This is a genomic window from Streptomyces sp. NPDC033270 (assembly GCF_055576575.1).
The window spans coordinates 31,683-52,862 of record NZ_JBVIRA010000009.1; the positions used below are offsets into that span (position 1 = coordinate 31,683).

16 protein-coding genes are annotated in these 21,180 nt (G+C 73.2%); 9 read left to right on the forward strand and 7 right to left on the reverse strand.

Annotated features, from left to right (window positions below):
* Positions 1–54 precede the first annotated feature (54 nt).
* A complete protein-coding gene (locus ACZ5XZ_RS15160) occupies positions 55–2,142 on the forward strand; it encodes a restriction endonuclease (protein ID WP_468977921.1) in 2,088 nt (695 codons plus the stop codon).
* Between the two features lie 120 nt (positions 2,143–2,262).
* Here ACZ5XZ_RS15160 and ACZ5XZ_RS15165 read toward each other — a convergent pair whose 3' ends face one another.
* The gene (locus tag ACZ5XZ_RS15165) at positions 2,263–3,066 is read right to left on the reverse strand and encodes an alpha/beta fold hydrolase (RefSeq protein ID WP_468977923.1); all 804 of its coding nucleotides are present in this window, start codon (positions 3,064–3,066) and stop codon (positions 2,263–2,265) included.
* 87 nt (positions 3,067–3,153) lie between these two features.
* Complete coding sequence (locus ACZ5XZ_RS15170; protein WP_468977926.1) at positions 3,154–4,098, reverse strand: aminoglycoside phosphotransferase family protein; 945 nt, start codon at positions 4,096–4,098, stop codon at positions 3,154–3,156.
* 194 nt (positions 4,099–4,292) lie between these two features.
* Here ACZ5XZ_RS15170 and ACZ5XZ_RS15175 point away from each other — a divergent pair, with 194 nt between their 5' ends.
* The 6 genes from ACZ5XZ_RS15175 (at position 4,293) to ACZ5XZ_RS15200 (ending at position 11,149) form a co-directional block, all read left to right on the forward strand.
* The gene (locus ACZ5XZ_RS15175) at positions 4,293–4,913 is read left to right on the forward strand and encodes a TetR/AcrR family transcriptional regulator (protein WP_468977929.1); all 621 of its coding nucleotides are present in this window, start codon (positions 4,293–4,295) and stop codon (positions 4,911–4,913) included.
* Positions 4,914–5,085: 172 nt separating this feature from the next.
* Positions 5,086–6,306, forward strand: coding sequence for a cytochrome P450 (locus ACZ5XZ_RS15180; protein ID WP_468977931.1), 1,221 nt, complete (start codon positions 5,086–5,088; stop codon positions 6,304–6,306).
* Between the two features lie 89 nt (positions 6,307–6,395).
* A complete protein-coding gene (locus tag ACZ5XZ_RS15185; protein ID WP_018088471.1) occupies positions 6,396–6,590 on the forward strand; it encodes a ferredoxin in 195 nt (64 codons plus the stop codon).
* A complete protein-coding gene (locus tag ACZ5XZ_RS15190; protein WP_468977933.1) occupies positions 6,587–7,864 on the forward strand; it encodes an NAD(P)/FAD-dependent oxidoreductase in 1,278 nt (425 codons plus the stop codon). Before ACZ5XZ_RS15185 ends, ACZ5XZ_RS15190 begins: the two co-directional genes overlap by 4 nt.
* A 527-nt stretch (positions 7,865–8,391) precedes the next feature.
* Positions 8,392–10,854 (forward strand): excinuclease ABC subunit UvrA, encoded by a 2,463-nt coding sequence (gene uvrA, locus ACZ5XZ_RS15195; RefSeq protein WP_468977935.1) that lies wholly within the window; start codon positions 8,392–8,394, stop codon positions 10,852–10,854.
* An 82-nt stretch (positions 10,855–10,936) separates the two neighbouring features.
* Positions 10,937–11,149: an EF-hand domain-containing protein gene (locus tag ACZ5XZ_RS15200; protein ID WP_468977937.1), complete on the forward strand. Its 213-nt coding sequence runs from the start codon at positions 10,937–10,939 to the stop codon at positions 11,147–11,149.
* Between the two features lie 85 nt (positions 11,150–11,234).
* On the opposite strand, the gene ACZ5XZ_RS15205 is transcribed toward ACZ5XZ_RS15200, so the two are convergent.
* The gene (locus ACZ5XZ_RS15205) at positions 11,235–13,613 is read right to left on the reverse strand and encodes a GH92 family glycosyl hydrolase (RefSeq protein ID WP_468977939.1); all 2,379 of its coding nucleotides are present in this window, start codon (positions 13,611–13,613) and stop codon (positions 11,235–11,237) included.
* A 355-nt stretch (positions 13,614–13,968) separates the two neighbouring features.
* On the opposite strand from ACZ5XZ_RS15205, the gene ACZ5XZ_RS15210 reads away from it, so the two are divergent.
* A complete protein-coding gene (locus tag ACZ5XZ_RS15210) occupies positions 13,969–14,445 on the forward strand; it encodes a hypothetical protein (protein ID WP_468977941.1) in 477 nt (158 codons plus the stop codon).
* A 146-nt stretch (positions 14,446–14,591) separates the two neighbouring features.
* On the opposite strand, the gene ACZ5XZ_RS15215 is transcribed toward ACZ5XZ_RS15210, so the two are convergent.
* From ACZ5XZ_RS15215 to ACZ5XZ_RS15230, 4 genes are all read right to left on the reverse strand, one after another.
* Positions 14,592–16,043, reverse strand: a complete 1,452-nt coding sequence (locus ACZ5XZ_RS15215) for an amino acid permease (RefSeq protein WP_468977942.1) — start codon at positions 16,041–16,043, stop codon at positions 14,592–14,594.
* Positions 16,044–16,279: 236 nt separating this feature from the next.
* Positions 16,280–16,495, reverse strand: a complete 216-nt coding sequence (locus tag ACZ5XZ_RS15220; RefSeq protein WP_399145158.1) for a dodecin — start codon at positions 16,493–16,495, stop codon at positions 16,280–16,282.
* Positions 16,496–16,580: 85 nt separating this feature from the next.
* Positions 16,581–17,042, reverse strand: coding sequence for a universal stress protein (locus tag ACZ5XZ_RS15225; protein ID WP_468977944.1), 462 nt, complete (start codon positions 17,040–17,042; stop codon positions 16,581–16,583).
* A 104-nt stretch (positions 17,043–17,146) separates the two neighbouring features.
* The gene (locus tag ACZ5XZ_RS15230; protein ID WP_468977946.1) at positions 17,147–17,860 is read right to left on the reverse strand and encodes a PAS domain-containing protein; all 714 of its coding nucleotides are present in this window, start codon (positions 17,858–17,860) and stop codon (positions 17,147–17,149) included.
* A 105-nt stretch (positions 17,861–17,965) separates the two neighbouring features.
* Here ACZ5XZ_RS15230 and ACZ5XZ_RS15235 point away from each other — a divergent pair, with 105 nt between their 5' ends.
* Positions 17,966–21,163 (forward strand): cytochrome P450, encoded by a 3,198-nt coding sequence (locus ACZ5XZ_RS15235; RefSeq protein WP_468977948.1) that lies wholly within the window; start codon positions 17,966–17,968, stop codon positions 21,161–21,163.
* Positions 21,164–21,180: the final 17 nt, after the last annotated feature.

Here is a 21,180-nt window from a genome sequence, read left to right on the forward strand (position 1 = left end):
CTTCCACAGGGTTCCGGGGGCAGCAGCCGCCCCGGGGGGAGGACACAGTTCGACATGAGCCGCCGTTCCCATGGATTAATGGCCGTCTGGGCTGAGGCGCAGCGCCAGCAGCAGCGCCGGGAGGAAGCCCAGCGCCGCGCGTACGCACAGCACCGACGCGACCAGGAGCGGCAGGCCAGGGACGCCGAGCGGGCGATGGCGCGGATGCACCGGGAGCGGCAGGCGGCCTACCGCCAGCAGCGCGAGGCCGATGCCCGCCGGCGGACCGAGGAGCTGGACGCCCGGGTCGCCGCACTGACCGGTCTGCTCGCCGAGGGCTGCCGCGCCCCCGCCTTCACCGCCGGCGCGCTGCTGCGCTCCGAGCGGATCGAGGAGTTCGCGCCCGGCGCCCTGGCCACCCCGGTGCCGATGCCCGACCCGGCCCGCTATCAGGCGCCGACCGGCGGCTGGCACGCCGGAGCCGCCCGCCGCGACCGCGCCCAGGGGGAGGCCCGCGCCCGCTACGAGCAGGACTGGTACGCCGCACAGGCCGCCGAGAGCCGGCGCCAGGCCCAGCTCGCCGCCTACCGCCGGCAGTACGACCAGTGGGCCGCCGCCACACTGGACGGGATCCGGCAGCACAACGCCGGTATCGAGGAGCTGCTCTCCGGCCTGCGCGGCGGCGACGCGGAATCCGCCGTCGAGTACTTCTCCGCCGCGCTGTACGCCTCGACCGCCTGGCCGGAGGGCTTTCCCCGCCAGGTGGCCGCCGCCTACGACCCGACGGCCCGTCAGCTCGTCCTGGACTGGGAGCTGCCGGGCTACGCCGTCGTCCCGGAGAACAAATCCGTCCGGTACCTGTCCACCGCCGACCAGGAGAAGGAGACCGCACGGCCCGCGGCGCAGCGCCGCGCGCTCTACCGCGAGGTGCTGGCCCAGAGCATGCTGCTGGTCCTGCGCGACCTCTTCGCCGCCGACACCTACGGCGCGCTGGAATCGGTGGCGCTCAACGGCTTCGTCGACGCGGTGGACCCGGCCACCGGCCGCCCCGCCCAGGTGTACCTCGCGTCCGTCATGGCACCCCGCCGCGCCTTCGACTCCTTCCATCTGGAGCAGGTCGGCGCCGTGGAGTGTCTGACCGACGGGCTGCGCGGGCAGCTCTCCGCGCGCCCCGACCAGCGGACCGCGGTCCGGCCTGGCCGGCTGCCGGGCGACGTCGGCGGCGGCGCCACCATCGTCTCGCACGGCACCGACAGCGAGCCGGACCTGTACGAGATGGACCCGATCGTCTTCGAGAACCTGATCGCCGAGCTGTTCCGCGCCATGGGCATGCAGGCGGTGACGACCCAGCGCTCCGGCGACGGCGGGGTCGACGTGGACGCCCTGGACCCGGACCCGATCCGCGGCGGCAAGATCGTCGTGCAGGTCAAGCGCTACCGCAACACCGTCCCGCCGACCGCCGTCCGCGACCTCTACGGCACCGTCCAGTCCGAAGGCGCCAACAAGGGCGTGCTGGTGACCACCTCCCGCTTCGGCCCCGGCGCGCACACCTTCGCCAACGGCAAGCCGCTCAGTCTCATCGCCGGCCCCGAACTCGTCGACCTGCTCGGCCGGTACGGGCTGCGCGGCCGGCTGGGCACCGCCGACCGGCCCGGCGCCCCCGCCACCGACGAGCCCGGGGACCACAACATCCTCGGCATGAACTGGTCCGGCCAGGTCGGCCTCGACGTCTGCGCACTGGTGTGCAAGGGCACCACGGTCCTCAGCGACGATCACTTCGTCTTCTACAACAACCCCCGCACCCCGGACGGCTCGGTGCGGATGTTGCCCGGCTTCGCCCCCGACCGCGCCGCGATGCAGGTGCACTTCGAGGCGCTGCCGGCGGACGCCGACCGGCTGGTCCTGGTCGCGGCCATCGACCCGCAGGCCGACCCCGACGCCGATCTCTCCGGCTTCACCGACGCCCGCATCCGGCTGATGGACGCCGCGGGGCAGGAACTGGGGCAGCTGGAGGTCTCGGACGGCCGTCGCGGCGAGACCGCGCTGGTACTCGGCTCGTTCCGCCAACGGGCGGGCGGGGACTGGGACTTCGTGATCGGCGGCAAGGGCTACCCCGGCGGCCTGGAGGCGCTGGTCCAGGAGTACGGCATCGAGGTCGCCTGAGGGTGGTCGCAGTCGCAGTCGCAGTCGCAGTCGCAGTGGCGGTGGCAGCGGGTCCGGCCGCGGCCTCGGCAGCGAGCGGCGGACCGAGGCCACACGGGGCATCCGCCCGGCAGCCGGATCTCAGCTCTGCCACAGCCGCGCTAGGACGGCGTTCACCTCGTCCGGGCGGTCGCGGTGCGGGAGGTGGTCCGCGCCGGGCACCTGGACGTGGCGGGCGCCGATCGCCTCGGCGAGGTACTCCCCGCAGGCCATCAGCGCCGTGCCGGTGAACTCCCGGTAGTCGGGGTGTGCGGTCTCCCAGGTGCCGTTGACGACGGTCTTGGGCAGGGTGGCCTTGGCCAGCGGCCCGAGCGGCAGCTCCGCGTCCCACACGGGGCGTTCACGCAGCGCCGAGCGCACCGCGCGCAGCATCCTCGGGGTCGGCTCCGGCACCGGCAGCCCGTACGGCTCGGTGGACCGCCGCAGATGCTCCTGCGGGCTCACCTCCCGGCCGGACTCCCCGAACGCCGCCCGCATCCGCTCCAGCGCCGCCGCGACGGTGGGGTGAGCGGCCGCGGTGCGCAGCGCCGACGGCTCGATGAGGGTGAGCGAGTGCACCGCCTCCGGGCGGGCCGAGGCGGCCAGCATCACGGCGGCCGCGCCATAGGAGTGGCCGACCAAGTGCGCGCCGTCACCCAGCAGTTCGACGACGTCCTCGGCGTCGGTCGCATAGTCGCTGCGCGCGATGTCCGGGCTGTCGCCGAAGCCCCGCCGATCGACGACTTCGAGGCGGAACATCGCGGCCAGCGGCCGCTGTCCCGCGAAGCACTCCGTGCCCCAGCTCATCGTGCCGTGCACCAGCACGACCCGCGGTGCACCGGGCAACGCCTCGTCCCACACCGTCACATGAACCGGTTCACGCTGTCCGAGCGGTTCGGTGTTCATGGGTGCCCAGCGTAGGCCGCGGCCGACGAGTCCGTGACCGGACCGCGAAAGCCCGTGAAGCGGTGCGCGCGGAAGTCCACGAGCCGGTCACAGCCCGGCCAGCTCCGCCAGTACCCGAACCTCCGCCAACTCCTCGGCGCCGCCCTCGGCGTCGTCGTGGGCGGCGCTCCACAGCGCGCTCTCCACGCCGCGCGCCGCCGACCAGGCCAACAGTCGTGCGGGGTCCTCGCCCAGCGCCTCGGCGACCAGGGAGTACCGCTCGCGGAGCACCGGCCGGGGGTCGGGGTGCTCGAAGGGGTCGTCGATCTGCGCCAGCAGCGGCCAGGGGTCGTACGCCGGGTCGCCGACCATCGGCTTGGCATCGATGGCCAGCCACGGCCGTCGCTGCGCCGCCAGTACGTTGCCCGGGTTGAAGTCGCCGTGCACGACGACCTCGCGGGCGGCCGTCGCCGGAAGCCCGCGCAGCAGATCGGCGCCGAGCGCCACCAGCCCCGGGTCGTAGCCGGGTCGCAGCCGCCGCATCCGTTCTTCGAGGAGGTCGGCCCACTCGGCGCACACCGCGTCCAGCCGCTCCAGTCGGCCGTCGGGCGGAACGGGCGCGTCCCACAGCTCCCGCAGCAGGCCCGCGGCGAGGGCGAGCCGCTCGGCGGGCGGCAGCGGGGCCCGGCCGAGCTCGGTGCCCGGTGTGCACCGCTCGATCAGCAGCGCGCTCTGCTCGCCCGACCGGCGCAGCAGCCGTACGGCGCCGTTGCCGCCCCAGGCGTCCAGCGCCGGGCCCTCGCCGTCGGCCTCGCGGTGCGGCCAGGTCACCTTGAGCACGGCGGGGGTGCCGTCCGGCTGCTCGGCCGGTGCGACCCAGGAGCAGCTGCCGCCGTGGAACGGGGCGCCGAGCCGCAGCTCCCAGCGCTCCTCGAGGTCCCGGACGAGCCCCGGCAGCCGCGCCAGCCAGGCCCGCCCGGACGCGGTCCGTCCCATCTGGGCGACCACCGGCAGCCCGGCGGGGAAACGGTCGTCGTCGAGGGTGCGCACCATCTGGGTAGCGTAACCGCGGGGCGTGCGACGGCCCGTGCGAGCGCCGGCCGAGGCGCCGTGGACCAGGCCCGCGGCGCGCCCTCGCCCGCTTCCGGCGCGCACCGCCGGGCCGTCCTCCCGTAGGACGCGCCGGGCCGGTGTGAAACGCTGGTGGGAAGCGCAGGAGCCGGTCCAGGGAAGGGAGGCGGAGGGCAGTGACGAACGGTGCGGCCGTCCGGGCCCGTAACCCGCGGGGACAGGGGGAGCGGCTGCGGGAGGAGCTGCTGCGGGCCACCGAGCGGCTCCTGGAGGAGGTCGGCAGCGAGGACGCGCTGTCGCTGCGGGCGGTGGCCCGCGCGGCCGGCGTCGCCGCGCCGAGCATCTACCGCCACTTCGCCGACAAGACCGAGCTGGTCTGGGCGACCCTCGAAGTCAGCTATGAGCGGCTGACGGGGGCGATGACCGAGGCGGCCGCGAAGGCCGACGCGGACGATCCGGTGGCGCACCTGCGCGCCCAGCTGCGCGCCTACTGCCGCTACGCCGTCGCCCACCCCGCCACCTACCGCCTGCTCTACGAGACCCGGCAGACCCCGGTCGGCCCCGAGCGGCTCGCCGGGCACCCGGCCGGGCTGCTGGTGCGCAGCCTGCAGCGGGCGCTGGCGGCGTGCGAGGACGCCGGGTGGCGGGTGCGCGGCTCGCGGTCCGAGGCACCGTATGTGCTGTGGTCGTCGGTGCACGGCCGGGTCATGCTCTGGCAGGTCATGCCGAGTCACAAGGACACCCGGCGGCTGGACCGGTTCGTGGACGAGATGCTGCAGCTGCTGCTGGAGCACTGAGCCGCGCCCGACGCGCGGCCGATTCCGCACCCCTTCCGCACCCTCATCACCACCCCCCACACATCTACCTGTGCATTACACATGTAAGTTTACGGCTGTTAGGCGAACGTCCGGCTCACGGCGCACGCCCCTGCCGGAGTGCGCGCGAAGCCCGATGAGTGAGATGAGACAGATGACCCCTGCCACCTCCCCGGCGCCCCTGCCCGTCGAGCCCCCCAGCGGCTGCCCCTTCGATCCGCCGGCCGCCTTCGGCGCCCTGCGCACCGAGCAGCCGATCTCCAGGATCTCGCTGCCGGACGGCAGTTGGGCGTGGCTGGCCACCCGCTACCCCGACATCCGGGCGATCCTCGGCGACACCCGCTTCAGCTCGGACACCACCGTCCACGGCTACCCGCTCAGCGGGATGACCGGCGGCCCCAGCACCCGCAACCGCGGCTTCATCCGCCGGGATCCGCCCGAGCACACCCGGCTGCGCCGCATGGTCACCCGGGAGTTCATGGTCAAGCGGGTCGAGGCGCTGCGACCGCGGATCCAGCGCATCACCGACGAACTCTGCGACGCGATGGAGCGCGCCGAGGGGCGCGACCGGGGCGCGGTGGACCTCGTCGAGGCGCTGGCGCTGCCCGTACCGTCGCTCGTCATCAGCCTGCTGCTGGGCGTCCCGTACGACGACCACGACATCTTCCAGCGGCTCACCGGCAAGCTGCTCTCCCGCACCCTGCCCGACGCCGAGCGCGAGACCGCCCGGCGCGAACTGGCCGACTACCTCGACCGGTTGGTCACCGCCAAGGAGGCGGACCCGGGCGACGACATCCTCGGCCGGCTGATCGTCGAACAGCAGCGGACCGGCGAGATCACCCACGACGAGGTGACCGCGTTCGCCGCCCTGCTCCTGATCGCCGGGCACGAGACCACCGCCAACATGATCGGCCTGAGCGCGCTGACCCTGATGCGCGACACCGAGACCGCCGAGCGGCTGCGCCGGGAGCCCGCGCTCCTGCGCGGCGCCGTCGAGGAGTTGCTGCGCTTCCACAGCATCATCCGCAACGGGCCGCGCCGGGTCGCCACCGCCGACATCGAGATCGACGGGCACCTCATCCGGGCCGGCGAGGGCGTCGTGGTGGCCGTACCGTCCGCCAACCGCGACGAGAGCGTCTTCCCCGACGCCGACCGCCTCGACGTGTCCCGCCCCAACGCCCAGCACCACGTCGCCTTCGGCTACGGCATCCACCAGTGCCTCGGCCAGGCACTGGCCCGCGTCGAACTCCAGGTCGTCCTCGGCACCCTGCTGCGCCGCTTCCCCACGATGCGGCCCGCGGTACCCCTCGGGGAGATCCCCTTCCGCACCGACATGTCGATCTACGGCTGCCACGCCCTGCCGGTCACCTGGTGACAGCGGGGCCGCCGCCGGGCGATCGTGGACCCGCCCCGACCACCCGTCAACTCCACCCACCGCAAGCCGATCCCACGGAGCCTTCTGCCATGAAGATCACCCTTGACGCCGACAAGTGCTGCGCCGCCGGCCAGTGCGTACTGATCGCCCCCGAGGTCTTCGACCAGCGCGACGAGGACGGCGTGGTGGTGCTGCTCGACGCCGAACCGCCCGCCGGGCAGCACGACGCGGTCCGTGAGGCGGCCGCCATCTGCCCGGCCGCCGTGATCGAGGTGCACGCATGACCGCCCGGCCGATCGCCGTCGTCGGCGCCTCGGCGGCCGGCATCGCCGCGGCCGAGGCGCTGCGCCGCTTCGGCTGGCACGGGCCGCTCACCCTCATCGGCGACGAGCCCCATCTGCCGTACGACCGGCCGCCGTTGTCCAAACAGCTGCTGCACGGCACTTGGGAGCCGGCGAAGCTGCTGCTGCGCACCAAGGAGCAGCTCGACGCCCTCGACCTGGACCTGCGGCTCGGCACCCGGGCCACCGGACTCGACGTGGCCGGCCGCACCCTCACCCTCGACGGGGGCGAGCGCATGGCCTGCGCCGGCGTGATCATCGCGACCGGCGTCGCGGCCCGCACACTGCCCGGCGCCGACCGCGTCGCCGGTGTGCACACCCTGCGCACCCTGGACGACGCGCTGGCGCTGCGCGACCGGCTGACCGGCGGTGCCCGGCGCCTGGTGGTCGTCGGCAACGGCGTTCTGGGCTGCGAGGCCGCCGCGGTCGCCCGGGAGCTGGGGCACGAGGTCACCCTCGTCGGCCTGGAGCCGGTGCCGATGGCCGCCGCCGTCGGCGCGGGCATCGGGGAGCTCCTCGCCGAGGAGCACCAGGGCCGCGGCGTCCGCCTGGTGACCGGGCAGGTGGCCGAGTTCGAGACCACCGGGGACGGCGCGGCCGCGCAGGTCGGCGGCGTTCTGCTGGCCGACGGCAGCCGGCTCCCCGCCGACCTGGTCCTGCTCGCCATCGGCTCCGAGCCCGCCGTGGGCTGGCTGGGCGACCCGGCCCTGGACACCACCGACGGGCTCGGCTGCGACGCCTACTGCGCCGCCGCCCCCGGGATCTACGCCGCGGGCGACGTGGCCCGCTGGGAGCACCCCGTGCACGGCCGCCCACTCCGCTTCGAGCACCGGATGAACGCCACCGAACAGGCCATGGCCGCCGCCCGCAACCTCGTCGCCGAACTCACCGCCGAGGGCTCCGTGGCCGCCGCGGCGGGCACGGAGCCGCAGGAGCGCCGGCCGTTCGCCCCCGTGCCCTACTTCTGGTCCGACCAGTATGGCCTCAAGCTCCAGGCGTACGGCCTGACCACCGGCGCCGACGAGGTGGAGACCACCGTCCTGGACCGGGAGGCCCGCCGCGCCGTCGCCCTCTACGGCCGCGCCGGCCGAGCCGTCGGCGTGCTGGCCTGCGCCCTGCCGCCGCGTCAGATACGGGCCCTGCGCGCGGTGGTCGCCACCCCCGTCCCCTGGGAGGAGGCACGCGACCGGATCCGGGCCGCCACGGCCGCCGCCTGACCGTGACTCCCGCCGCGCGGGGCGCTGCCGCCATGGGGACGGTGTCCGGTCTCGGTGGACGGCGCCGGCTCGATTCGGCCGGGACCGCTTGCCTCCTCCCCGGCCTGCTTCAACGGCTCGTCCACCAGGCCGCCCCTGAAGCGGCAGCCGTTGTCGCGACCGTGATCAACCATGCGGGGTGCGTTGAATGGTCAAGTGCAGTCCGCCCCAACGGAGTTCGAACGAGGGTGTGGCGGTTCGGCGGGTCTGGTTGTTTGCCATGCCGCTATCCCACTGGTGCCGCTGTGGGGCCGGCAACTCTGGCACATCTTCTGTGTGGTCAAACTGGTCAAAGATCGTTTGCGTAGGGGGGAGTGTCTCCGTCCACTCGCAGGGTGCGGCGGCTCGGCGGAGGCGGGTGTCCAGGCGGAGGCCGGGCCGGGACGGGCCAGGCCGCGCTGAGGCGCCCGGTAGCGCCCCCCGTGCAGAGGTGCCGCCGCACGGGGGACGGTCTCCGGTCTTGGAGGACGGTGTCCGATCATGGAGGTATGGCCGACTCGTACGTCCGGGTGCGCGGCGCCCGTGAGCACAACCTCCGCACCGTCGATGTGGACATCCCGAGGGACGCCCTGGTCGCGTTCACCGGGGTGTCCGGATCGGGTAAGTCCTCCCTTGCGTTCGGCACCCTGTACGCCGAGGCGCAGCGCCGCTACTTCGAGTCGGTGGCCCCCTACGCCCGGCGGCTGATCCACCAGGTCGGCGCGCCCAAGGTCGAGGACATCACCGGGCTGCCGCCGGCCGTCGCGCTGGAGCAGCGGCGCTCCGCGCCCACCTCCCGCTCCTCGGTCGGCACCGTCACCACCCTCTCCAACACCCTGCGGATGCTGTTCTCCCGCGCCGGCGACTATCCGGCCGGCAGCACCGAGCGGCTCGACTCCGACGCGTTCTCGCCCAACACCGCGGCGGGCGCCTGCCCGGAGTGCCATGGCCTGGGCACCGTCCACCGGGTCACAGAGGACTCCCTCGTCCCCGACCCGAACCTCTCCGTCCGTGACGGCGCCATCGCCGCCTGGCCCGGTGCCTGGCAGGGCAAGAACCTCCGCGACATCCTCGCCGCCCTCGGCCACGACATCGACCGGCCCTGGCGGGAGCTGCCGCGGGCCGACCGCGACTGGATCCTGTTCACCGAGGAGCAGCCGGTCGTCACCGTCCACCCGGTCCGTGAGGCGGGCCGCATCCAGCGCCCCTACAAAGGCCAGTACATGAGCGCCCGACGCTATGTGCTGCACACCTTCGCCGACTCCAAGAGCGAGACGCTGCGCAAGCGCGTCCAGGGCTTCATGGTCGCCGAGCCCTGCCCGGTGTGTTCCGGGCGGCGGCTGCGCGCCGAGGCGCTGGCCGTCACCTTCGAGGGCCGGGACATCGCCACCCTCGCGGGCCTGCCGCTGAGCGCCCTCGCCGAGCTGCTGCGCCCCACCGCCGCAGGGGCGGACGACGAGGTGGCCCCGGCGCTCGCCCGCGACCTGGTGGCCCGTATCGAGGTGCTCACCGAACTCGGCCTCGGCTACCTGAGCATGGACCGGCCCGCACCCACCCTGTCCGCGGGCGAGCTGCAGCGGCTGCGGCTGGCCACCCAGCTGCGCTCCGGCCTCTTCGGCGTCGTCTACGTCCTGGACGAGCCGTCCGCCGGGCTCCACCCGGCCGACACGGAGTCCCTGCTCACCGTGCTCGGCCGGCTCAAGGAGGCCGGAAACTCGCTCTTCGTCGTCGAGCACGACATGGACGTGGTGCGGCGCGCCGACTGGATCGTGGACGTCGGCCCGCGCGCCGGGGAGCACGGCGGGCAGATCCTGCACAGCGGCCCGGTCGCCGCGCTCGCCGACGCCGAGCGGTCCGCCACCCGCCGTTTCCTGTTCGCCACCGAACCGCCCGCCGAGCGCACCCCGCGCAGCCCCTCGGGCACCCTGACGCTGCGCGGCGTCACCCTGCACAACCTGCGCGCGGTGGACGCCGCCTTCCCGCTCGGCGTCTTCACCGCCGTCACCGGCGTCTCCGGGTCGGGCAAGTCGACGCTGGTCACCCGGGTCCTCGCGGACGCCGTACGCGAGCACCTCGGCACCGGCGACGAGCAGCAGGGCGACGGCGGGGCGGACGGGGGCGAGGCCGGCCCGACGGCCCGCGCCCAACTGGCCGGCGCCGACGGCCTGGACGCGGTCCACCGGCTGGTCCGCGTCGACCAGAAGCCCATTGGCCGCACCCCGCGCTCCAACCTCGCCACCTACACCGGGCTGTTCGACGCGGTACGCAAGGTCTTCGCCGCCACCGACGAGGCCCGCGCCCGGGGCTACACCGCCGGGCGGTTCTCCTTCAACGTCGCCGCCGGCCGGTGCGAGACCTGCCAGGGCGAGGGCTTCGTCGCCGTGGAGCTGCTCTTCCTGCCCGGCACCTACGCGCCCTGCACCGCCTGCCACGGCGCGCGCTACCACCCCGACACGCTGGAGATCACCTACCGGGACCGCACCATCGCCGAGGTCCTGGGCATGACCGTGGACACCGCCGCCGACTTCCTCGCCGACATCCCGGCCGCCGCCCGCAGCCTGCGCACCCTCAAGGACGTCGGCCTGGGCTATCTGCGGCTGGGCCAGCCCGCGACCGAGCTGTCCGGCGGCGAGGCCCAGCGCATCAAGCTCGCCACCGAACTCCAGCGCACCCGCCGGGGCCACACCCTCTACCTCCTCGACGAGCCCACCACCGGGCTGCACCCCGCCGACACCGAGGTGCTGCTGCGCCAGCTGCACGGCCTGGTCGACGCCGGGCACACCGTCGTGGTCGTCGAGCACGACATGGGGGTGGTCGCCGGTGCCGACCACGTCATCGACCTCGGGCCCGGTGGCGGCGCGGACGGCGGCCGGATCGTGGCCACCGGAACGCCCGCCGAGGTCGCGGCGGCCCCCGGCAGCCGTACCGCCCCGTATCTGGCCCGGCGGAGGGCGCGACCGGAGGCTTCTTGACGGTCCGCTAATGTACGCAGGTCAGATCACCAGGTAACACCACCGCGCAGTACTGCGCAGCACCACGAAGGGGGCATCTCTCATGGCAGACGTCGAGAAGGCCAGGGCGGCGTTCGACCGGTTCGACGCGGACGGCGACGGACAGGTCACGCCGGACGAGTTCAAGCGCGCGATGGCCGAGATGGGCGACGGATTCGTCACCGGCCCGGTCGCCGAGGCGGTCATCAAGGCCAAGGACGCCGACCACGACGGCAAGATGTCCTTCGAGGAGTTCTGGCAGGCCCTGCAGGACTGACCCGCCCCGCAGCTGCGCACCCCGTCGCCGCCCCGTGCGCCGGCGGGCCGGCCGCGTGCCGCCGCCCGCCCGCCGACGCCGACCGCTACCGCCTGCCGGACCCGGCCGCGGTGCCCACCGGCGGCGGCGCGGCATCGTCGCCGGTGCCCCAGCCGGACGGCGTCGCGCCCACGGTGAAGGCCAGTTCACGGCCCGAGCGCAGCTCGCCGGTGGTCAGGTACGTACGGTCCCGGTCCGCCCCGTCCAGCCGGACGGACTGCACATAGCGGTCGGTGGACGACGTACCGGGCGCGGTGATCGTGAAACGCCCGGCCGGGTAGTAGCGCCGGTCCAGGGTCAGCTCCACCCGGTCGAAGACCGGTGTGCTCAGCCCCCAGCTGTCGGTGCCCGGCTGTACGGGGAAGACCCCGATCGAGGAGAGCACCATCCACGCCGACATCGTTCCCAGGTCGTCGTTGCCGGTCAGGCCGGACGGGGTGTCGGTGAACAGCGTCAGCGCCGCATGCACCACATCCGTCGTCTTCCAGGGGCGGCCGGTGGACAGGTAGGTGTAGGGCGCGATCAGATCGGGCTCGTTCTGCGGGTTGTACTTGTCCGCGTTGTAGTAGTCGTACGGGCCGTTGACCCACACCTCACGGGCCGTCCTCTGCGGGTCCGTCAGCAGCTTCTGATAGGCGAAGAACGCGTCCAGCCGCTCGTCGGCCCGGTCCCGGCCGCCGATCAGTTTCAGCATCCCCGGCAGGTCCTGCGGCACCAGCCACTGGTACTGCCAGGACGTGCCCTCGTGGAACCCCTCGCTCTTGGCCGGGTCCGCCGGACCGGTGAACGCGCCCCGCTCGTCCCTGGCCCGGAAGAAACCGGTCGAGGCGTCGAAGATCTTCCGGTAGTTCTGCGCACGGGCCGCGTACCGGTCGGCGTCCGCCGTATGTCCCAGATCGCGTGCCATCTGCGCCAGCATCGCGTCCGACAGCGCGTACTCCAGGGTCGCCGAGGCGCCGTGGTCGAAGTCCGAGTCACCGGGCTTGTGATGCGGCCGGCCCTTGATGTACGGGGCGAAGCCGTCCTTCAGGTACGGCGCGTTGGCCTCCCGCCCGACCGCCGGTGAAGCGACCGGCGGCACCCCGTCGGCGTTCCTCTTCAGCGCCGCGTACGCCTCCTGCTCATGGCCTGTCAGCAGCCCCTGCTGATAGGCGTTGGTGAGGAACGGGGTGACCGGGTCGCCGGTCATGATGTTCGTCTCGACCGTCCCGTATCCCCACTTGGGCAGCCAGCCGCTCTCCTTGTCGATCCGCAGCACCGACAGCGCCATGTCGCGGGACTCCCGCGGCGCCAGCAGTGCCAGCAGCTGAGCCTGGGTGCGATAGGTGTCCCACAGGGACCAGTTCTGGTAGTACGCGGACCCGCCGAAGTCGGCGGTCCGGTGGACCTTCTGGTCCCACCCCGTATAGCGCCCGTCCACATCGCTGCCGATATTGGGCGCGAGGAAGGACCGGTAGAGCGAGGAGTAGAACGTCCGACGCAGCGCCGGGTCGCCGCCCGTGGTCCGCACCTGGCCCAGCCGCCGCTCCCACGCGGCGTCGGCCGCGGCCTTCGTACGGTCGAAGGAGCGCCCGCCCTCGGCACGCAGATTACGGGCCGCGCCCGCCGCGTCGACATAGCTGATCGCGGTGGTCGCCTCGACCGTGCGGTCCCCGCGGGTGTCGAAGCGGGCGTACGCGCCGTGCCGCCCGCTCGCGGTGGAGCTCTTGGCGCCGGGGGTCACCACGTCGCCGTCCCAGGTCCCGTACGCGGCGAACGGCCGGTCGAAGCGGGTGATCGTGTAGAGGGTGTACGGCTCGGTGTCCTGGCAGAAGCCGCGGCCGGTGAGGGCGGTGCGGATGGTGCGGGAGTCCAGCACCTCGACCCGGGTGGAGACGGTCCGGTGCAGCGACTGGCCCGTGTTGAGCAGCACATTGGCCTTGTCGGTGGCCGGGAAGGTGTAGCGCTGCCTGCCGGTGCGGGCGGTGGCGGTCAGCTCGGCGGTGATGCCGCCGTACGAGGTCAGCCCGACGCGGTAGTAGCCGGGCCGGGCCGACTCACCGTCATGGCGGTAGGCGGCCGCGTACTTCGCATAGTCGGTCTCGCTGATGTCGCCCGTGGTGGGCAGCACCGGCAGATCTCCGCCGAGCCCGCAGCCGACACCCGAGATGTGCACCGCACTGAAGCCGCGGATGTGGTCGTCGTCGTACCCGTAGCCGGTGGTGTGGCCGGTGTCGGGGGAGAGCTGCACCATGCCGAACGGGACGGCGGCGCCCGGGTAGGTGTTGCCGTCGTGTCGGCTGCCGATGAACGGGTTGACCAGGTCGGTGAGCGCGCCGCCGGGCGGTTCGGCCCGCGCGTCGGGGGCGGCGAGCGCGCTCCCGAGGAGCGTGGCCGCCAGTACCGCGCCCGCGGTGCGCAGCCGGGAACCTCTGAGCCATGGCATGGATCCGGACCTCCGAAGTGGGCCGACAACGTTGTCAGGGCGCGCTCATTCTTGAGGGCGGGCAGGTACGCGTCAAGGGGTGCCGCGGTGTGCGCCAGTTGGCTCGGGACCGCCTATTTGGCGTTGACACGTCAAAAATCATGAGGTGTCTGTCTTGCTGTCTTCAGGGGGGCATGCCTCAATGGGCAGCGATTCAGGTTCGCTGACCCCCCATCAGATCTGTCTTCGGCAGACCTGGGGCGGTCGGTCGGCACGGGCTCCCCCCGGGCCCCGCGCGACCGCCCGCCCTCCCCTCGCACACCCCACGACGGCCGGCGTCACGGACCTGCCACCCCCCACACGAAGGCGGTACCCCATGAGGCACGTCAGATCCGGCAAGCTCGGCATCGGTACGGCGCTCGGCGTCGCCGTCGCCGCCGCGGGCACGCTCGCGATGGCACCGGCCGCGACCGCGGTGACCCCCGACACCGCCACCCTCTCGTTCGACTGCGGCTCCTACGGCTCCGGTACGGCGACGCTGACCGCCACTCAGGACGGCACGGCCGCCACCATCAGCGTGTCCACCTCGGCGATCAAATCGCCGATAGACCTCGGGGCGAACTCGGTCAAGTCCACGCTGACGCTCACCAAGAACGGCTCGGAGACGACCGAGTTCAGCGGCGGCTCCAACCCGGCCATCCCGGCCGGCGGCGAGGTCTCCACCGGACCGCTCAGCGGCACCGTCGCCGCGGGCGACAGCCTGGAGGGCAAGTCACTCAAGGTCGTGGTCCTGGGGATCACCGCCACCTGCAACGCCACCTCGGCGCAGTCCCCGGGACCGTTCGTCTTCTGATCCCGCTCGGCCGGTCCGATTCCGAGCTACCTGATCCGATCCCGCACGGCCCGTCGGTCTGTCGGCCCGACGGCACAGGACCGGCGGGGCTACGCCGCCCCGCCGGTCCTCCGCCTCACCGGATCTGGTCCACCGCCACCGCCGGCTCAGACCGGCCCGCCGGCGCCCTCGCCGCCGGAGCTCTCGCTGCCCTCCCGGGCCAGATTCGAGCGCCGGTAGGAGTACGCGAAGTAGACGACGAGGCCGATCAGGAACCAGACCGCGAACCGCACCCACGTCTGCCACGCCAGGAACGTGATCAGCCAGATCGAGAAGCACACGCCGATCGCGGGTACCACCGGCATCCCGGGCGTACGGAAGGTACGCGGCAGGTCGGGGCGCTTGTAGCGGAGCACGATCACCGCGACGCAGACCACCACGAACGCGAGCAGGATGCCGATGTTCGTCAGCTCGGCGGCCTCACCGATCGGCAGGAAGCCCGCGATGAGGGCGGAGGCGAAGCCGACGATCCAGGTCACCCGGGTCGGCACATGGTGCTTGGGGCTGGTCTTGGCGAACCACTTCGGCAGCAGGCCGTCCCGGCTCATCGAGAACCAGACCCGGGTCACCCCGAGCATGAAGGTGAACATGACGGTCAGGATGCCGATGATCGCGCCGACCGCGATGACGTCCGCGAGCCCGGTCAGCCCCGCCGCCTTGAACGCCGACGAGAAGCCGCTCTCCGGGTCGATGGACTTGTAGTCCTGCATACCCGTCAGCACCAGGCAGGCCAGCACGTACAGCACCATCGAGATCACCAGCGAGTACATGATGGCCTTGGGCATATGCCGCTGGGCGTCCTTGGACTCCTCGGCCGCGGTGCTCATGGCGTCATAGCCGAACACCGCGAAGAAGACGGTGGCCGCTCCGGTGAACGCGCCACTCACGCCGAAGGGGAAGAAGGGGTGGTAGTTCCCGGTGTCGATGTGGAAGAAGCCGACGGCGATGACCACCACGACCACCAGGACCTTCAGGCCCACCACGATCGTCTCGAAGCGCGCGGCGTTCTTGATGCCCAGCGTGAGCAGATAGGCGATCAGAAGGCAGAGCACCGCCGCGAACAGGTCGACGCGGTGGCCCGGCCCCGTCCCGGGCGCGCCCAGCATCCAGGCGGGCAGGTCCAGGCCCAGTTCCCCGAGCAGGAAGCCGAAGTAGCCCGAGATGCCGATGGCCACCACCGCGACGATCGCGGTGTATTCGAGCAGCAGGTCCCAGCCGATGAACCAGCCGGCCAGCTCCCCGAGGACCGCGTAGCCGTAGGTGTAGGCCGAGCCCGCCTTCGGGATCAGCCCGGCGAACTCGGCGTAGGAGAAGGCGGCGGCGGCGCTCGCGATGCCCGCGATGAGAAAGGAGATCAGGACCGCGGGTCCGGCCTTTCCGTTCGCGACGGTGCCGGCCAGGGTGAAGATACCCGCGCCGATGATGCCGCCCACGCCGATGGCGGTCAGCTGCCACAGGCCGAGCGCCCGGGTCAGCTGCTGGCTGGCGGTGCCTTCCGGCTCCTCAATGTGTTCGATCGGTTTGCGGCGCCATACGCCCTGTCCCGCGCGCAGCCCCATGCGTCAACCCTCCGTAGGATCGCTCCGTCGTGGTCCGACGGCGGATCATCATGGACCCTCGCGGGCGCCTACGGAAGGCGACTCCCTAGTACTGCCGGGGACTCGCCGGGATACATACACGTGAGGGGTGTCCATCGGGCCGCACATCGGGGCCCGGGCCGGTCGTCCTGCCGGCGGGCCCGCCGGGTGCCTCCCGGCGTTCGAGCCGGCGGCCGGGTCTCCCGGTCACCCGGGGCTCACTCCGAGTCCTCCAGCCGGAATCCGACCTTCAGACCGACCTGGTAGTGGTCGATCTCGCCGTCGACGAGATGCCCGCGGACCTGGGTGATCTCGAACCAGTCGAGGTTGCGCAAGGTCTGCGAGGCGCGCTTGATGCCGTTGCGGATCGCGGCGTCCACGCTCTGCTGGGACGTCCCCACGATCTCGGTCACGCGGTACGTGCGGTCGGTCACGGTGCTCTCCCTCGGCCGGGGCGGCGCTCCGCCCGTCCACCTCCCACCGTGCCTCAGGGCAGCCCGCCCCACCAGCGGACAGGCCCTAGGGGACGACGGTGACCGGCCAGCGTCCGGCCTTGACCAGGCGGACCGCGACCGAGCCCATGATGCGGTGCCCGGCCGACTCCGAGGCGCCGACCACCACCGCGTCGGCCTTGAGGTCGTCGGCCATCTGCACCATGCCGTTGTACGGATCGCCACGCAGGGTGTGGAACTCCCAGCGCACGTCGTATATCCCCTGCAGCCGCTCGGTCGCCCGGCGGATCTCCGCCATCAGCTCCTCGGCCACCTCGTTCGTCGCGTCCACCACCGGCGCGCCCATCGCCGCCCCGGCCGGCAGCACCGGCTGGACGTAGACCAGGACGAGCTTGGAGCCCTGGCGCCGGGCCAGTCCGGCCGCATACGCGGCGGCGCGCCACGACGAGTCGGAACCGTCGATGCCGACGACGATCACCTTCGGGCCGTCCGTTCCGCGCTCGAACCGCGCGGCTGCGTTCTCCTCCACACCGGCGAGGTTATCCGCACATGTGTGCCGGCGGCCGCTGGCCCCCCGGGACGCGGCCCGCGGGTTCCCGGGTCCGCGCGCCGCGGCCCGTACGCCCGGACGGCTCAGGCGGGCGCCGGCGGCCAGCTGTCCGCCGACAGCACGCCCAGCACATACGCCCTGGCGACCAGCGCGGTACGGCCCTGGACGCGCCAGCGCCGGGACAGCCGGGCGAGGTGGTAGTTCACCCCGTCGACCGTCAGTCCCAGCGCGGTGCCGATCGCCGCCGTGGTCGCGCCGCCGGCGGCCAGCGCCAGGATCCGGGCCTCGACCGGGCTCGCCGTGCCGCGCGGTGCCGCCGGCGGCGGGGCGGTCTCGCGGACGCGCAGCAGGGCCAGCAGCGCGGGCGGCTGCTCGGAGGGATCGCCGACCGGATCCACCGTCAGTTCCCCTTCCCGCTCCGCCCCGTCGGACCCGGCCCGCCAGTGCACCTCGACCGGATAGCGCGAGCGGTGGCCCAGCCGCACGGCCTCCTCGATCCGCCGCAGCTGTTCCGCCGCCCGGGGCTTGAACAGATCCAGCAGGTTGCGGCCCCGCAGCTGCCCGGGCGCCACGCCCCACTGGCCGGCCATCGCCGGATTCGCGATCAGCACCTCGCCGTCCGCCCGGCACACCGCGGTCGGCGTGGGGATACGGTCGAGCAGGATCAGGAAGTAGTTGCGCCACGGGCCGCCCGTGTACGGCCCGGAGTGGTCGGCGACAGGGCCGCGCGCACACGGCGGTTTGTGCCCGGCGGGCGGGTCCGCCCCCGGCATGTCGTCGGCAGTCCCGTCGTTCATTGCCCCTTCTCAGGTCCGCGCGCAAGAGCGAGCAGCGAAAAACCACTGCACAATCATGCAGTTGCCGGGGCGCGAGCGGCACGCCGGGCCCCTCACGCTGGAGATATGACCGACACCATCGCGCTCCACAGCGACGAACGCGTCGCCGACGACGGCATTCCGGTCGCCGACATCACGGCGGCCGGTATCACCAAGACGCCCATCCAGCAGGCCATGGACCTCGCCCGGATCCACGGCCCCGTCTTCCGGCGCAAGCTCGGCGACCGCGAGACGCTCTTTTTGACCTCGCTCGACCTGGTCACCGAGGTCGCCGACGAGAACCGCTTCGCCAAGGGCGTGTCGCTCATCCTGGAGAACGTCAGGGAGTTCGCCGGTGACGGTCTGTTCACCGCCTACAACGACGAGCCGAACTGGGCCAAGGCCCACGAGGTCCTGATGCCCGCCTTCGCGCTCGGCTCCATGCGCACCTACCACCCGGCCATGCTCAAGGTCGCCCGCCGGGTCATGGCCGCCTGGGACCGGCGGGTGGCCGACGGCACGCCCGTCGAGGTCGCCGAGGACATGACCCGGATGACGCTGGACACCATCGGGCTCGCCGGATTCGGCTTCGACTTCGAGTCGTTCTCCCGCGGCGAGGGCGCGCATCCGTTCGTCGAGGCGATGGTGCGCTGCCTGGAATGGAGCGGGAAGAAGTTCTCCCGTGACCCGGACGCCGACCACTCGGCCGAGGACGCGGCGTTCCGGGCCGACGCGGACTACCTCGCCTCCGTCGTCGACGAGGTCATCACCGCCCGTACGGCGAGCGGCGAGAGCGGCGACGAGGACCTGCTGGGCCTGATGCTGGGCTCCCGGGACCAGGGCGGCGAGGCGGAGCCGAGCGGTCCCCGCCTGGACCTCGCCAACATCCGCAACCAGGTCATCACCTTCCTGATCGCCGGTCACGAGACCACCTCGGGCGCGCTCTCCTTCGCCCTCTACCACCTGCTGAAGGACCCGCTCGCGCTGCGCATGGTCCAGCGCGAGGCCGACGAACTCTTCGGCGACCAGGCCGACCCCGACCCCGCCTTCGAGGACATCGGGCGGCTGCCGTTCACCCGGCAGGTCCTCAACGAGGCGTTGCGGCTGTGGCCGACCGCCGCCGCCTTCACCCGCCAGGCCGCCGAGGACACCCTGCTCGGCGGGCGCTACCCGCTCAAGGCCGGCGACCTGGTCACCGTGCTCACCCCGATGCTGCACCGCGATCCGGCCTGGGGCGACAACCCCGAGCTGTTCGACCCCTTCCGCTTCAGCCCGGCGGCCGAGGCGGCCCGCTCCCCGCATGCCTACAAGCCGTTCGGGACCGGTGAACGCGCTTGTATCGGGCGGCAGTTCGCGCTGCACGAGGCGACCATGCTGCTCGCCCTGCTCGTGCACCGCTACCGGCTGATCGACCACCGCGGCTACCGGCTGCGCGTCAAGGAGACGCTGACGCTCAAGCCGGAAGGGTTCACGCTCACCCTGGCCGCCCGTACCCCCGCCGACCGTGCCGCGGTGCGCGCCGCACTGGACGGGCTCCCCGGACTCTCCGGCAACGCCGCCGGCGGCGCGGGCGACCCGGCGGCCGACGAGCAGCTGCCGACCCGGGTCCCGCAGGGCACCGGGCTGCTGCTGTTGCACGGCAGCAACTACGGAACCTGCCGCGAGTTCGCCGAACGACTCGGCGACGAGGCCACCGGCCTGGGCTTCGCCGCCGAGGTGGCGCCGCTGGACGCCCACGCCGGCGCGCTGCCCGCCGACCGGCCCGTCGTCATCGTCGCCGCCTCCTACAACGGCCAGCCCACCGACGACGCGGCCGCCTTCGTCCGCTGGCTGAACACCGCGCCCGACGGCGCGGCCGCGGACGTCCCGTTCGCCGTCCTCGGCGTGGGCGACCGCAACTGGGCCGCCACCTACCAGCACATACCGACCCTTGTCGACGACCGGCTCGACGCGCTCGGCGGCCACCGGCTGCTGCCGCGCGCCGAGGCCGACGCCTCCGGCGATCTGAACGGCACCGTCCAGGAGTTCACCGCGGCGCTGCGGACCCGGCTGCTGGCCCGGTACGGCGACCCGGCCAGCGCCGGCGCGAGCACCCCGGGCGCCCAGGACACCGGCTACACCGTCACCGAGGTCACCGGCGGCCCGCTCGACGCGCTCGCCGCCCGGCACGACCTCACCCCGATGACCGTGACCGAGGCCTACGACCTGACCGCGCGGGACTGGCCGCGGCCCAAGCGCTTCCTGCGGCTCGCGCTGCCGGACGGCGTCGAGTACCGCACCGCCGACCACCTCGCGGTGCTGCCGGCGAACGCCCCCGAGGCCGTCGAGCGGGCGGCCCGGGCCCTGGGCGTCGACCTCGACACCGTCCTCGCGCTGCACGCCGGCAACCGCCCCGGCCGCGACACCCTGCCCCTGGACCGGCCGGTGTCCGTACGCCAACTCCTCACCCACCACCTCGAACTGGGCATGCGGCCGACACCCGGGCAGGTCGCGGTGCTCGCCGCGCACAACCCCTGCCCGCCCGAGCGGCACGCTCTCGAAGCACTCGCGAAGGACGATCCGCGCACCCTGATCGAGCTGGTCGAGGCGCACCCGGCGCTGCGCGGCGCACTGTCCTGGCCGACTCTCCTGGAGCTGCTGCCGCCGCTGCGCATCCGGCACTACTCGGTGTCCTCCTCGCCCGCCACCGACCCCCGGCACGCCGATCTGATGGTCTCGCTGCTGCCCGGCGGCACCGGCTCGTCCCATCTGCACACCCTGCGGCCCGGCGACACCGTCCTGGCCCGCATCCAGCCCTGCCGGGAGGCCTTCCGCCTCGACCCGGCCGATGACACGCCCGTCATCCTGGTCGCCGCCGGCACGGGCCTGGCACCCTTCCGCGGCGCGATCGCCGACCGCGTCGCCGCGGGCCGGCAGGGGCCCGCCCGGCTCTACTTCGGCTGCGACGACCCCACCGCGGACTTCCTGCACGCCGCGGAGTTCGCCGCCGCCGAGGCCGCCGGGGCGGTCTCCGTACGCCCGGTCTTCAGCGCCCGCCCCGAGCACGGCCACCGCTTCGTACAGCACCGGATCGCCGCCGAGGGCACCGAGGTGTGGGAGCTGCTGCAGGCCGGTGCGCGGGTGTACGTCTGCGGTGACGGCAGCCGGATGGCGCCCGGCGTACGGGACGCCTTCCGCGCGCTGCACGCCGCCCACACCGGCGCCTCCCCGCAGGAGTCCGAGGCCTGGCTGCGCGAACTGACCGCCTCCGGCCGCTACATCGAGGACGTGTACGCGGGCGGCTGACGGCCGGTCCGCCCGCT